Raw genomic sequence first — 14,013 nt, forward strand, 5'->3', positions numbered from 1 at the left:
GTGTGCGGCGAGGCGCCGTAGTCGAACCTCGGGGCGACCCTGGTCCGGAAGGGGACCGAGCCGCGCACGCACAGCACGCGTCGCTCCCGTCGTGCCGGGCGGTGAGGTCGTGGTCGTGACCGAGCACATGCGCGTGCGCTTCGGCTATGGGGGCCGCACCCATGTGGGGGGCGAGGGTGAAGCGGTCCGTACCGGTGTCCGTGCCCGAGCTCGCGTCCGTCCCGGTGTCCGGTGTCGTGGGCTGAGCGGTGTAGTGGTGGAGTGCGGTGTCCATATAGCCGGAGCCCATGTGTGTCGCCGACATGTGCGGTTGCTCCACCGGGGATGGTTCGGGCCCGTTCGGGTCCGCGTGGAGCGCGTTCATGTAGAGACCGCCTGTGTGGACGCCGTTCGTCCCGGCCCCGTTCGTGCCGGCCCCGTTCGTGTGCGGGAACTCCGTGTGGGACGGCTCCATGGACGACAGGGCCGTGTGGGACGGCTCGGTGAGGGACGGCTCGCTGCGCGACGGTTCCGTGAGAGACGGCTCCGTGTGGAGTGTGCTCATGTAGGCCCCGCCCGTGTGGACCTCGCCCATGGGCAGGATCTCCGCCTGCGCCGACTCGGTGTGGGCCGACTCCATGTGCGGTGACTCCATGTGCGGTGACACCACCTCGGCCCCGTCCATCGGTACCGCCCCGTCCGCCGCCTCGGCCGCCTCCATGTGCTGCTGTGCCTCCGCGAGGCCGATCCCCCGCTGGAAGGCGGCCATCAGTCCCGGGTCGTGCCCGGCGGGGTGCTCGGAGTCCTGGCGGGGAGCGGGGCCGTCGCGGAGCTGGGGGGCGATGTGTTCCTGGGCCCGGCGCCGGGGCAGTTGGGGCGGCTTGCCCATGGTGCCGCGCACCGCTCCGCCGCGCGGGACGGGCGGTGCGGTCACGTTCTCGGCCACGGTCCCCCGGTCGTCGGGACGGATGCCGGGGACCGCCTCCGAGGGGTTGGCCCGTTCCACGTGGGCGCCGCGCACGGGCAGCGGCACCGGGCCACCGCCGTTCGGCCTCGGTGCACCGGGCGGTACGGAGTCCCGTCGTTGATGCCGCCCGGGTGTCCCTGACCCACGCTGGTGCCGACCCGGCGCGCCAGGAGCACCGGACGCCGCCGATTCGCCCTGCCCGACGCTGAGTTGACCACCCTCGGTCCCACCCTGCGCCTGCCCCCGGACCTGCGGAGCGTGCTGCGGCGGCGCGAGCGGATGCCCCCCGCCCAACGTGTCCTGCGGCTGTCCTGCGACCCCGGGTGCGCCCGGCGCCGTACCCAACAAGGCTTGTGGCACCACGATCACGGCCTGCACCCCGCCGTAGATGTTGGTCTGGAGGCGGACGTGGATGCCGTGGCGGCGGGCAAGTTGGGAGACCACGAACAGGCCGATGCGGCCGTCGGCGAGCAGGCTCGCGACGTTGACCTGGTCGGGGTCGGTGAGCAGGGCGTTCATACGGCTCTGTTCGCCGACGGGCATGCCGAGTCCGCGGTCCTCGACCTCGACGGCGAGGCCCGAGGTCACGAGGTTGACGCGGAGCAGAACCTGGGTGTGCGGGGCGCTGAACACCGTGGCGTTCTCGACGAGTTCGGCCAGCAGGTGGATCACGTCGGCGACGGCGTGGCCGCGCAGGGTGCCGTCGATCGGCGGCACGAGTTTGACGCGGGAGTACTGCTCGACCTCGGCGATGGCGGAGCGCAACACCTCGGTCATGGAGACCGGGTTGCTCCACTGTCTGCGGGAGACCGCGCCGCCGAGGACGGCGAGGTTCTCGGCGTGGCGGCGGATGCGGGTGGCGAGGTGGTCGACGTGGAAGAGGCCCTTGAGCAGGTCGGGGTCCTCGATCTCGTTCTCCAGCTCGTCGAGGATGGAGATCTCCCGGTGCACGAGGGACTGCAGGCGCCGGGCGAGGTTGACGAAGACCTCGACCTTCTGTTCGCTGCCCGCCTGGCTGGAGAGCTGGGATGCCGCGACGACGGCGGTGACGGCGCCGTCGTGCGCGTGTGCCAGGTCGGCGGCGAGGAGGTCGAAGTCGTCGGCGTCCCCCGGGGGCCTGCTGCGCGGCTTGCGCTGGGGCGGGCCCTCGCCGCGGCGCAGCGCCTCGACCAGGTCGCGCAGATCGGCCTCGCCGCGCGCGCTGCTGCGGCGCAGGGCGTCGATGCGGTCGCTGACGGAACCGGCCGCGCGGCCCGCGGCGACGGCGGCGATCAGGATGCCCGCGAACGTCACCGAGGTGGCTCCGGCGAGGACGCCCCAGAGGGTGAGGCTGGTCCGCGCTCCGGTGGAGCGGACGGTGAACAGGACGGCCGCGCTGGCGCTCAGTGCGACCGCGATGGGCGGCAGCACGGCGAGGCGCAGGAGTTGGGGGCGTATGTGCGTCTCGGGCAGTGCGGGCACGGGGCGGGCGGCCGGTCGCCCGTGCCGGCCGCCCTCACGGCGGTCTGCGCGTGCGGCCGGTGCACGGAGTTGAGACATCGGCGTCCTCGTACTGGTGCGTCGGGCCGGTTTGTTCGCGCGGGGTGCGCGATTCGGGCATACGCCATCGCGGTGCCGGTCGAGAGAGCCGAAGATTTCGGCCCCACGTCGCCCGACGGACACTCACAGTAGTCGTCAACGCATCAGGTGCGGTGGGCAGTTGACAAAGTCCCCCGGGGAGCGTCCCGCTCTGGTATGAGGCCTCGTACGACAGACCGATAACCCCCTCGACCACATGCCGAAGAAGGACAAAGAATCGATCATGCCTGATCGGAAGCGGTCACGAACGGCCGTCGGGGACTGAGGGGGTCGACGCGGCCCTGCCCTCCGTCGCTCACCCGCCCCTCGCCCAGGGTCGAGCCGCAGGGGCGTTTCCCGGTAGATCGACCGCCCTCGATCACACCCCGGAGCATCACAGAGCGTGTCCACGTCTGTCGGCGACGTCGGAGAGGATCTCCCGCGCCGACGAGTCCGCGCGTAGACCCCGGGGTACCGGCAAGTGTCGATCGGCGACCGGATCGAAGCTGGTCTTCGTCGCCGACCAGGTCGAGGGGAGCTACCTCAGCGTCGGCACCGCGCCGGCCGCGGTCGGTGCGTCCTTCGACGACGTGGCGAAACTGACCGTCCACGCCGATGGCACCGGGCACACTGATCGGCGTGGCGGTCCTGGACATGCGGGACCGTCTGATCGGCGTGGCCGCCCTGGACGTGCCGGACCATCCGGTCGAGGGCGAAGCCACCGCGATCATCGACTGAGCGGAGCCGACCGGGCAGGCCCTCTTCACCCTGCCGCGGGAGCTCCGCACTTTGCGCGCCCCGCCCTGTCAGCGCTCGTTCGCGAGGTCCAGCTCCGCCGGAGCGGTCGTCGGCTTCGGTTCTGTCTCCACCGGCTTCGGGGTCCGCCAGGGGTGGTCGATCGTCCCCCCGAAGGGCCGCCACCACGGGTCCGTCGTCAGGTCGCCGCCCGGCTCGAACGGCTCGCCCGGCCTCGGTGTGGCCACGGCCTGGCCCACCGCCTCGCCCTCGTCCGCGGTCCACTCGCCGGGCTCGGCCCACGCGTGCAGCGCCAGATTGAACGTGCCCCAGTGGATCGGCAGCAGCACCCCGTGCGGCTGCCCGCCCTGGAGGTCGAGGTGGGCGCGCATGCCCTCCTCGGGCGTCATGTGGATGTCGGGCCAGAACTCGCTGTACGCACCGATCTGGATCATCGTGGCGTCGAACGGGCCGTGCGCGGCACCGATGTCCTTGAAGCCCTCGAAGTAGCCGGTGTCGCCGCTGTGGTAGATCCGGTGCTCGTCTCCGGCGACCACCCAGGAGGCCCAGAGCGTGTGCTGGGTGTTGCGCAGACCGCGGCCGCAGAAGTGGCGGGCCGGGGTGGCGGTCAGGGTGAGGCCGCCGACCTTGGTCTCCTCGTGCCAGTCCAGCTCGCGCAGCCGGTCGGGCGACACGCCCCAGTGCTCCAGGTGGGCGCCGACGCCCAGCGGCACGGCGAACAGGGTGTCCGTGTCGGCCAGCGCCTTGATCGTGGGCATGTCCAGGTGGTCGTAGTGGTCGTGCGAGATGACCACGACGTCGACCGGGCCGAGCGCGGCGATCGGCAGGGGCACCGGGTGCAGCCGCTTGGGTCCGGCGAACGGGAACGGGGAGCAGCGCTCGCCCCAGACCGGGTCGAAGAGGACCCGGTGGCCGTCGATCTCCGCCAGCACGCTGGAGTGCCCCATCCAGGTCAGCCGCAGCCCGGTCGCGGCGGGCCTGGCCAGGTCGGCGAGGGTGGTGGCGTGCACCGGCAGCGTGCCGTCGGGGGCGCGGCGGGCGCGCTGCTCCTTGTCGAGGTAGGACTTCCCCATCTCGCGCATCGTGCCGCCGGACGGGCGGACGTTCGTATTGCCCCCGGGGTTCTGGAAGACCCCGTCCTTGAAGTGGGGCGATCTACGGATGCGCGCCAGGCGCTCGCCGCTCGGGTCCGCGCCGAAGGCAGCGGGCTGCAGCGCGCGGAGCCCGGAGCTCAGCGTACGGAATCCGGTCACGATGCCTCCAGGTCGGGTCGTTCAGGCTTTCCATTATGGTCGACCCCTGTGACAACGCCGATGCATCGGCGTCACCGGGGCCGGTTTCCAAGGAAAGACCAAAGTTCCGCGCCGGAGGTTGACACCGCGGCACGGAATTCGACGTTCCGTTGACAGGACGCGGCGCCACTTCCGATACTGACTCGCCGTTCAGTATCTACCGTTCATCGCATGCCGTTCATCACCTGCCGTCCGGTACGGACTTCCGTACTCGACCCGCCCGTACCCGCCCTGTCGGCCGGCGCCCCGAGGAGCCCCATGACCGCCCCCTTGATGTCGCTCACCTGGACCGACCACGTCACCGGCCGCCAGGGCTTCCTGGTCGTCGACCGGCTGGTGCGCGGCGTGTCCAGCGGCGGACTGCGGATGCGGCCGGGCTGCACGCTCGACGAGGTGGCCGGGCTCGCCCGGGGCATGACCATGAAAGAGGCGCTGCACTACGACCCGGAGGGCCGTTACGTCCCCCTGGGCGGCGCCAAGGGCGGCATCGACTGCGACCCCCAGGACCCGGTGTCGTACGGCCTCCTCGTGCGCTATCTGCGCGCCATGCGCCCGTACATCGAGAGCTTCTGGACGACGGGTGAGGACCTCGGGCTCACCCAGGACCTGGTCGACCGGGCCGCTACGGAGGCGGGGCTCGTGTCGTCGATCCAGGCCGTGTATCCGCTGCTCGACGACGAGACGGAGGCGCGGCGGCGGCTGGCGGACGCCTTCGCGGTCGAGGTGGACGGCATCGGTCTGGACGAGTTGGTCGGCGGCTGCGGGGTCGCCGAGTCGGTGCTCGCGGCGCTGGACCGGGCGGGCGTGCCGTACGCGGGGACACGGGTCGCCGTGCAGGGCCTGGGCACGATGGGCGGGGCCACGGCACGGTTCCTCACGCGCGCGGGGCTGACGATCGTCGCCGTCGCCGACATCAAGGGCACAATCGCGAACCCGGCCGGACTCGACGTGGACGCGCTGCTCGCGGCCCGGGACACCTACGGCACCGTGGACCGTTCCGCGCTGCGCCCCGACGACCGTGAACTGCCCGGCGAGGACTGGCTGTCCATCGAGGCGGAGGTGCTGGTTCCGGCGGCGGTGTCGTACGCGATCGACACCGCGAACCAGCAGGGGATCACCGCCCGCTGGATCGTCGAGGCGGCCAACATGCCCGTACTGCCCGAGGCGGAGGAACTGCTCTCCGCGCGCGGGGTCACCGTGCTGCCGGACGTGGTCGTGAACTCCGGGACGAACGCCTGGTGGTGGTGGACCCTGTTCGGCGACATCGGCGCCGACGCGGACGAGGCGTTCGCGCACACCCGGCGTTCGATGCGTGCCCTGATCGACCGGATGCTGGCCCGCGCGGAGGCCGACGGCACGACACCGCGCGCCGCCGCGCACGCGATCGTCGCGGACCGGCTGCCGGTCATCGCGGAACGGTTCGGCTGGTACCGGTGACGTACGGGACGGCACCCCTATGGGCAACGGATTAGGGTGACCGCGTGGCGAGAGTGCGGTTGAGCGTGGCGGAGCGGCGGACGGAGTTGCTGCGGGCCGCCGTCGAGCAGATCGAGGCGCGGGGCGTGGCGGCGGTCAGGATCGCCGACGTCGCCTCGGCGCTCGGGGTGAGCAACGCGCTGGTGCTCTATTACTTCTCGACCAAGGAGAAGCTGGTTGCCGCCGCGTTCACCTTCGCCGCCGAGGACGATCTCGCGCATCTGCGCAAGCTGCTCGGCCGCCGTACGACCGCACTACGCAGGCTGCGGGCCGCGGTGCGCTGGTACGCGCCGACCGGGCAGGCCAAGGGCTGGCGGCTGTGGATCGAGGGCTGGGCCGCGGCGCTGCGCGAACCCGCCCTCCTGGACGTCACGCGCGATCTCGACCGGCAGTGGAAGCAGGCACTCGCGGAGGTCGTCGCCGAGGGAGTGACCGCGGGCGAGTTCCACTGCCCGGACCCGGCCACCACGGCCCTGCGCCTCACGGCCCTCCTGGACGGCCTCGCCGTACAGATGACGGCGTACGCGGGCGCGGTGTCGCGGGCGCGGGCCCTGGAGTGGGTCGACGAGGCGCTCGCCCGCGAACTGGGTCTCGACCGGGCCGCGTTGACCGCCCCCTGAACCGTCCCCCCGTAGACACTCAGTTCAGTTCGACACTCAGTTCAGTTCGTAGACCGCGGTGACCGTGACCGTGGCGCGGATCCCACCCGGCGCGACGGGCACACCCGACGCGACCCCCGCGGGCAGGTCCGCGGCCACCGGGACAGGCCGCGACACGTCGGCCGTGTCATCGGTGAGCGAGACCAGCCGGCCGAGCCGGTGTCCGCTGAGGTGCGCGTACTGGAGGGCCTTCGAGTGAGCGTCCTCGTGCGCGGCGGCGCGTGCGTCGCGATGCGACGGGGCCGGTTCGGTGACGTCGAAGGCAACGGAGTTGATACGGCCCGCCGCACCCGTCGCGTCGGTGATCGCCTGGAGGATCCGCCCCGTGGCGGCGAGGTCGCGGACCTTCACGGAGAAGGACTGCGCGGCCTGGTAGCCGGCCAGGTGCGAGACCCCGTTCTGGTACTCGGTGACGGGACTCAGCGACAGGCTCTCGGTGCGGATGTCGCGCTCCGCGACCCCGTGTCGGCGTACGGCGGTGAGCAGCACGTCCGTCGCCTTGTTCTGGGCATCCAGCGCCGCCTGCGGGGTCTTGGCGAAGGTCTCGACCCCGGCGCCGATCACCGCGAGGTCGGGCCGGGCCGTCGCACTGCCCACGCCGGTGACGGTGACCGTGGCGGGGCTGGGCGCGCCGCGGTCGCCGGGGACGCGGCGAGCGCGGGGAGGCCTACGGCGAGGAGGGCGACGGCGAGCGCGGCGACGGCGCGGGCAACGGCACGGCCACGCGTGCGCGTGCGGATCGATCGGGTCTACGGGTGGGTGCGGGCATGCGGGCGGGACCCTTCCGGCAGCCGGGGAAGGTTCGGGGTCATGTCAGCACCCCGGTCCGTCCACCGCCGTACACCACTCCCGCGCGGTCACCTCACCGGTGGAGCAGGGCGGACCGACCGCACCGGGACGTACGACGACGTAGCACCCCTGGCGCGGCGACCGCACCCGCCACCCTGTGACCCGGTAACCCGCTCACCCCTTCAGGCCACCCGCTCGATCCGCATCTTGATGTCGTCCGGAGACAGCGCGCCCTTCGCCTCGACGTGGTCTCCCGAGGACTCGCCCCGGAGCCGGCGTCCGATCCACGGCACCAGGTACTCGCGCGCCCAGTGCACGTCGTCGCGCCGGATGTCGAGCGGGCCGCGCGGCGGCAGCGGCGGCCAGGGCTGGTCCGGGTCGGCCGGAACCTCGACACCGAGGACCTGACCGGCGCGGAGCGCCACGCGCGTGTGCCCCTCGGGAGAGAGGTGGAGCCGGTCGCCGTCCCAGGCCCGCCGGTCCTGAACCGTCTTCAGGGACCACAGGTCGAGCACCGGGCAGCCATAGCGGTCGGCGATGGCCCGCACATGTCCGTTGTAGGTGGCGATCTTGCCGCGCAGATGCTTGAGCACGGGGACGCCGCGGGTGTCGAAGCCGGTCGTCACCATGACGGTGCCGACGGCTCCGGTGAGGTCGGCGACCGCGCGTTCGAAGCGCTCGGCGACCTCGTCGGGGTCGGTACCGGGACGGATGATGTCGTTGCCGCCGGCGCAGAAGGAGACCAGGTCCGGGCCGATCTCCTTGGCCCGGGTGAGCTGGTCGGCCACGATCTGGTCGAGCAGCTTGCCGCGCACCGCGAGGTTGGCGTACTCGAAGTCGCCCTCGGGCCGCCGGTCCGCGAGCAGTACCGCGAACCGGTCGGCCCAGCCGACCATCGCCCCGTCGGGCCCTGGGTCGCCGACGCCCTCGGTGAAGCTGTCCCCCACCGCCACGTACGACCCGATCACTGATCTGTTGTCACTCTTCGAATCGTTAGCCACGGCAACCATAATTCACCCTGGGGTGTGACCTACGCGATCGTAATTAGGGGTTGACGGACGGTGAGATAAGCCACTCGTAAAGGGTTGTCCAAAGTCGGAATAAGTCTCTGATCAGGGGCGTTGACCCCGGAACTGCTGTGCCCGAAGGCCGGACCCAAGGATCTGGGTCCGGCCTTCGATGGTGTGTGGCAGGTGTCGGGGCCTGGTGTCAGCCGACGGTGACGCCGTGCGAGCGGAGGTAGGCGACCGGGTCCACGTCCGAGCCGTAGTACGGCGTGGTCCGGATCTCGAAGTGCAGGTGCGGGCCGGTCACGTTGCCGGTCGCGCCGGAGAGGCCTATCTGCTGGCCCTCGGTCACGGTCTGGCCGGCCGAGACGGACAGCTGCGACATGTGGGCGTACTGCGAGTACTCGCCGTCCGCGTGCCGGATGACGACCTCGTTGCCGTACGCGCCGTCGTAGGACGCGGAGACGACCGTGCCCGCCGCGACCGCCTTGATGGTGGTGCCGGTCGGGACGACGAAGTCGACGCCGGTGTGGTAGCCGCTGGACCACATGCTGCCCGCGACGTGGTAGCCGGTGCCGATGGTGGCGCCGGTCACGGGGAGGGTGTAGCCGGTGGAGGTGCTCGTGCTGTCGTCGCTCTGCGAAGCCGAAGTGCTCTTCGAGGAGGAAGAGGACGACGAGGACGAAGAAGACGAAGAGCCGGTCGACTTGGAGGAGTTGGACGACTTGGTCGTGTCCGTCCCGCTCGTCCCGCCCGTGGAGGCCTTCTCGCCGAGGGAGAGCTTCAGGCCCGGGTGGATCAGCGACGGGTCGCCGCCGATGACCTCGCGGTTGTCCTGGTAGATCTTCTTCCAGCCGCCGGTGACGTCCTGCTCCTCGGCGATCTTCGCGAGCCAGTCGCCGGCCTTCACCGAATACGTCTTGACGCCCGAGGACTTCGAGACGGTCTTCGCGGCAGCCTGCTCCGTGACCGTCTTCTCGGTCGCCGGAACGGACTGAACTGCCTTTTCCGGAGCGGAAGTCGTGGTCGCGGCATGGGCGCCGGTGGCCCCCATGAGCGGAAGAGCGAGCGCGGCGCCGCCGGTTCCGGCTACGGCCATCGAGCGAGAGAAACGCTGGGACTTCGGGCGGCGGTGCTTACCCTTCGCGGGCATGACGAATTCCTCTCCGGCGCCTGCGAGGTGAGCTGTCGGGTGCGGGCTGGAGATGCCCGGCCGCGCGCTGGTCGCGACTAAACCCCAAGCCCGTTCCGGAGACCGGAACAGGCGTCTTACCTGCGGGTCCCCCGCTCCTGCCGCATACGGGTGGGTGTGTGCGGAGTCCGGTCGGCGGCAGGATTGGGCGTCCGTCCGGATTGGTGGCGAACGTAAGCGAGGAAGACGCAAAGGGACAAGCAGGAGGTTCCACGGATTTGCGTTCCTTGCGAGTCCCTGTGGGAATTCACAGTCACCCTCCGTGAATTCCCCCGGGACTCAACCCCTCAATTCCCCTGCAAAAGCACGCCAATTACGTGAACATGACGAACGACGCACGGTCACGAATATGACGCTGCTCACGTACGCAACTCTCAGGTTCCTTTATTCCAGAGCGAGTTGGAACGAAGGCAGCAATTGGGACAGAGGGATCAGATGCGACGGAGGCGGAGAACCGTCGCATCAAGGTCACCGCGCAGCCCGGTCCGCAGCCCGTGGTGCAACAGGACGGCACCCCGGTGCACTTCGCCCGTTTCGAGGCATTCGTACGATGCCGTCGGGTCGAGCCCGCGCAGCCGGAGCGCCGGCAGCGGCTCGCCGTAGTGCTGCGCCTGGAGCAGGGCGAGGACGACGGTCTCATCGCCGCGCACGTACTGCACGGCACTCAGTCCGCCGCGCGGCGGGCGCAGCCGGTGGAGGTCGCCGTGCTGGACGAGCGGCCGGATCTCCTTGTAGAGGTCCACCCACCGGCGGGCCTCGGCAAGTTCCTCCTCGGTCCACTCCGAGAGGTCGCCGCCCACCCCGAGCACTCCGGCCATGGCGCTCACGAACCGGAAACGCAGGCTGCTGACCCGGTCGTTGAGCTGGGTGTTCGGGCTGTCGGTGACCCAGGCGGCCATCACGCGCGCGGGGTGGATCTGGCTGAAGCCGTGCTGGATGGCGAGCCGGTCGAGCGGGTCGGTGTTGTCCGAGGTCCACACCTGGTCCGTGCGGCTCATGATGCCGAGGTCGATCCGGCCGCCGCCGCCCGAGCACGACTCGAAGGCAACTCCCGGGTGGGCAGCCCGCAACCGGTCGAACAGGGCATACAGGGCGCGCACGTGGTCGACCCAGAGGCGCTGCGGATAGGCGTCACCGGGCCACCCGGCATCCGTGAAGCAGCGGTTGAAGTCCCACTTCACGTAGTCGATCGGCGCACTGGAGAGCAGCCCGTCGAGCTGCTCCCAGAGGTACTCCTGGACGTCCTCGCGGGCCAGGTTGAGGACGAGCTGATTGCGGAACTCCGTCCGCTTTCGCCCCTCTTGGTACTGCACCCAGTCGGGGTGCGCGCGGTACAGGTCGCTGTCCGCGTTGACCATCTCGGGCTCGACCCAGATGCCGAACTGCATGCCCAGCGCGTGGACACGGTCGGCGAGGGGCTTGAGGCCGGCGGGGAAGCGGTCCGGGTTGGGGGTCCAGTCACCGAGCCCGGCACGGTCGCTGGTGCGCTTCCCGAACCAGCCGTCGTCGACCACGAACAGCTCGACCCCGACAGCCGCCGCGCGCCGCGCGAGCGTCTCCTGCTGCTCCTCGGAGATGTCGAACTGCGTGGCCTCCCAGGAGTTGTAGAGCACCGGCCGGTCCTGGTCCGCGTCCGGGATGACATACGTCCGCTGGTAGGCGTGCCAGGTGCGGCTGGCGCCGCCGAACCCGGCGTCGCTCCACAGTCCGGCGAAGACGGGGGTCGTGAAGGACTCCCCCGGCGCCAGGAGCAGCAGCCCGGAGTCGTCGTACCCGGCGCCGCCGGTGATCTGCACGCGCGCGTCCGGGAGTTGGGCCACGGCGATCCGCCAGGACCCCGACCAGCCGAGTGCACAGCCGTAGACCTCGCCGCGCTCCTCGGTCGCGTCGGTGTCGAGGGCGACCCAGGGCAGGTGCTGGTGCCCGGTGTGGCCGCGCCGACTGCCGATGACCTTCTCACCGTAGGTGAGGTCGGAACGCACCAGCCGCGACTCGGCGGCCCACCGCCCGTGCAACTGCGACAGCTGCCACCCCTCACGCTCGGGCAGCGTCCACACGGCGGAGTCGGCGCGCAGCAGCTCCAGCGCCTCGGCCCCGTCGTTGTCCAGCGTCGTCCAGCGCTCTACGACGTCGCCACGCGTCCGGTAGTGCAGCGTGATCGCAAGGCCGGTGTCCCGGAAGCGCAGCCGCAGTTCGTCGCCCTCGGTGTCGTACCGCTCGAAGGTCCATTCCGTGCCGCGGCGCTCTGGCGTGCGCACGGACAGGGCGGGGCGTGCGAAGCGGGGGCCGCCCTCTACGGGGTACTCCTCGCGGCCGTCGAGCGGGGACTCGAAGGAGGAGCCGACGGGCAGCGGGCGGGCGGCGAGTTCCTCGGCGTCGGCGAGTCCGATCGCGGGGCCCCAGTGCAGGTGGAGCAGCTCGTCGTCCTCGGTGAGATGGACGGCGTAGCTGCTCGTGGGGCCCGACAGCACCCACGTACGGCCGTTCTCGGCGATCTCCAGCATCAGGTTCCTCACAGATTCGAACAAGTCCGCTCAAGCGCCAACATCATCAATGGCCGGGGGCCTGTGAGGCAACGCCTGTGGACAACTCATTGCCTCCCGAACCCATGTCGTATCGTCGTGAACGTGCCCGCCGGTGAGCCGCGTCGTCGGGCCGAGTGGGAGGAGTCCTCGTGACGCAGCAGATTCCGTCGACCGAGCCGGAGTTGTCCGGAGTGCGCAATTTCCGGGACGTGGGCGGACTTCCGACGGCGGACGGACGGCGGGTGCGGCACGGGGTGCTGTTCCGCAGCGGCCACCTCGCGCACGCGACGGACGAGGACGCGGTGTTCCTCGCCTCCCTCGGGCTGCACACGATCTTCGACTTCCGCAACGCGTCGGACCAGAAGCTGGAGGGTCCCGACGTCGAGCTGCCCGGCGTGCGCAATGTGAATCTGCCGCTGTCCGACCCGGCGGACGGCTCCGAGTTCTGGAAAATGGTCCGCGACGGCGAGATGGACCAGCTGCGTGAGATTCTCGGCGGCGACAAGGGCGCGAACCGGATGATCGCCTCGTACCGCACGATCGTCACGGAGCGCACCGCCGAGCACTCCCAGGTTCTGCACGCGCTCGCTCAGGACAGTGTTCCCGCGCTGATGCACTGCGCGGCGGGCAAGGACCGCGCGGGCCTGTCGATAGCCGTGACGCTGCTCGCCGTGGGCGTGGAGCGCGAGGCGATCGTGGCCGACTACCTGGAGTCGAACGCGAAGCACCGCCGCTACAAGGTGCGTCGCAGCGGCTCCGCCGCCTCGGCCTACTCCCCCGAGGTGATGGAGCTCCTCAGCCCCCTCTTCGACGCCCGCGCCGAGTATCTGACGGCGGCCTTCGAGACCGTCGAGGAGACCTGGGGCGGTGTGGACGCCTATCTGGAGCAGGGGTTGGGGATCACCCCGGAGACCCGGGAGCTGCTGCGCGAGCGCCTGCTCGACTGAATCGACTGAACTGGCCGCTGCGGCGGGCTACTTGGCGCCCACGGAGAACAGCAGGTAGATGAAGGCCGCGAAAACGTGGCCGACGGCGATGTAGATGATGAGCCGTACCCACAGGGCGCGCGGGAACTTGTCCTCGATGTTGTTGCCGCTCATGGCGTCTCTCCGGTGATCGGGCCCAGGCACAGGGTGGCCGTGGGGCTCTGCAGCAGGGTGTGGACGAACAGGACCTCGACACCGGACTCGTCGGCGGCGGCGAGGCGGTGCGGGGTGAGCGAGTCGAAGTGCGCGCTGTCACCCGGCGCGAGGAGGTGCGCGGTGTCCCCGAGGCGCAGGCGCAGCCGGCCCTTGAGGACGTGCAGCCACTCCTCGCCGGGGTGCACGCGCACGATGTCGCCCTGGGAGCCGTGCGGGATGCGTACGCGCAGCGACTGCATGCCGCGGCCGGGCGCCCCGGCCTGCCAGTACGTCCAGCCGCCCGCGTGGGTCGGTTCCATCTCGGCGGCGCGCACGACGGCGTCCCGGTCGGTGGCCGTCTCGCCGAGCAGATCCGAGACTGTCGTACCGTAGATGCGGGCCAGCGCGAGCAGCATCGGCAGCGAGGGCTGGCGCAGCCCGGTCTCCAGACGGGAGAGATGGGCGGGCGAGAGTCCGGCCGAGCGGGCGGCGACCTCCAGAGTGAGGGAGGCGCGGCGGCGCAGGGCGCGGAGCTGTGGTGCGACGGTGGCCGGCAGGTCGTCGGCAGGTCCGATCTGCGATTCTGGCCCGGTCGGCGATTCCGGGTCGGTCTCGGAAGAGCTCATGCCTCCATTGAGCCGCAGGCTTGCCTCTGCGGCAAATTTCTTGCCACAGAGGCAAAAGCCCACGACC

At 70.9% G+C, this 14,013-nt stretch carries 10 protein-coding genes, 2 pseudogenes and 1 riboswitch; of the genes and pseudogenes, 4 read left to right on the forward strand and 8 right to left on the reverse strand.

The features are described from left to right. Positions 1-787: 787 nt before the first annotated feature. Positions 788-2,485 (reverse strand): annotated as a pseudogene (locus ACNFOC_RS15180) (sensor histidine kinase); the annotation flags it as partial. Positions 2,486-2,984: 499 nt separating this feature from the next. Between ACNFOC_RS15180 and ACNFOC_RS15185 the strand changes: the two are divergent. Continuing rightward, positions 2,985-3,241: pseudogene (locus tag ACNFOC_RS15185) on the forward strand (RidA family protein). Between the two features lie 68 nt (positions 3,242-3,309). On the opposite strand, the gene ACNFOC_RS15190 reads toward ACNFOC_RS15185, so the two are convergent. Next, positions 3,310-4,512 carry an MBL fold metallo-hydrolase gene (locus ACNFOC_RS15190; protein WP_416959639.1) on the reverse strand — a complete coding sequence of 401 codons (1,203 nt, stop codon included), beginning with the start codon at positions 4,510-4,512 and terminating at the stop codon, positions 3,310-3,312. 297 nt (positions 4,513-4,809) lie between these two features. Between ACNFOC_RS15190 and ACNFOC_RS15195 the strand changes: the two genes are divergently transcribed. Together ACNFOC_RS15195 and ACNFOC_RS15200 are read left to right on the forward strand one after the other, a co-directional pair. Then, the gene (locus ACNFOC_RS15195) at positions 4,810-5,988 is read left to right on the forward strand and encodes a glutamate dehydrogenase (RefSeq protein WP_416959667.1); all 1,179 of its coding nucleotides are present in this window, start codon (positions 4,810-4,812) and stop codon (positions 5,986-5,988) included. Positions 5,989-6,032: 44 nt separating this feature from the next. Next, positions 6,033-6,647, forward strand: coding sequence for a TetR/AcrR family transcriptional regulator (locus tag ACNFOC_RS15200; protein WP_416959640.1), 615 nt, complete (start codon positions 6,033-6,035; stop codon positions 6,645-6,647). Between the two features lie 36 nt (positions 6,648-6,683). Here the strand turns inward: ACNFOC_RS15200 and ACNFOC_RS15205 are convergent, their stop codons facing one another. From ACNFOC_RS15205 to ACNFOC_RS15220, 4 genes are all read right to left on the reverse strand, one after another. Next, entirely contained in the window at positions 6,684-7,283 is a 600-nt protein-coding gene (locus ACNFOC_RS15205) for an SIMPL domain-containing protein (protein WP_416959641.1), read from the reverse strand. A 374-nt stretch (positions 7,284-7,657) separates the two neighbouring features. After that, a complete protein-coding gene (locus ACNFOC_RS15210; protein WP_416959668.1) occupies positions 7,658-8,443 on the reverse strand; it encodes an SGNH/GDSL hydrolase family protein in 786 nt (261 codons plus the stop codon). A gap of 241 nt (positions 8,444-8,684) precedes the next feature. Next, positions 8,685-9,635: a M23 family metallopeptidase gene (locus ACNFOC_RS15215; protein WP_416959642.1), complete on the reverse strand. Its 951-nt coding sequence runs from the start codon at positions 9,633-9,635 to the stop codon at positions 8,685-8,687. Positions 9,636-9,639: 4 nt separating this feature from the next. Then, positions 9,640-9,802: riboswitch (cyclic di-AMP (ydaO/yuaA leader) on the reverse strand. 303 nt (positions 9,803-10,105) lie between these two features. Continuing rightward, positions 10,106-12,178: an alpha-galactosidase gene (locus tag ACNFOC_RS15220; RefSeq protein ID WP_416959643.1), complete on the reverse strand. Its 2,073-nt coding sequence runs from the start codon at positions 12,176-12,178 to the stop codon at positions 10,106-10,108. A 170-nt stretch (positions 12,179-12,348) separates the two neighbouring features. Here ACNFOC_RS15220 and ACNFOC_RS15225 point away from each other — a divergent pair, with 170 nt between their 5' ends. Then, positions 12,349-13,146 (forward strand): tyrosine-protein phosphatase, encoded by a 798-nt coding sequence (locus tag ACNFOC_RS15225; protein WP_416959644.1) that lies wholly within the window; start codon positions 12,349-12,351, stop codon positions 13,144-13,146. 27 nt (positions 13,147-13,173) lie between these two features. Here the strand turns inward: ACNFOC_RS15225 and ACNFOC_RS15230 are convergent, their stop codons facing one another. Further along, on the reverse strand, positions 13,174-13,299 hold the full coding sequence (locus ACNFOC_RS15230; RefSeq protein ID WP_019058824.1) for a DUF6126 family protein: 126 nt from the start codon (positions 13,297-13,299) through the stop codon (positions 13,174-13,176). Beyond that, positions 13,296-13,946 carry a helix-turn-helix domain-containing protein gene (locus tag ACNFOC_RS15235; RefSeq protein WP_416959645.1) on the reverse strand — a complete coding sequence of 217 codons (651 nt, stop codon included), beginning with the start codon at positions 13,944-13,946 and terminating at the stop codon, positions 13,296-13,298. The genes ACNFOC_RS15230 and ACNFOC_RS15235 overlap by 4 nt, the downstream gene beginning before the upstream one ends. Between the last annotated feature and the right edge of the window lie 67 nt (positions 13,947-14,013).

It is taken from the genome of Streptomyces colwelliae, assembly GCF_048158785.1.
In the GTDB taxonomy this organism is placed as follows: Bacteria; Actinomycetota; Actinomycetes; order Streptomycetales; family Streptomycetaceae; genus Streptomyces.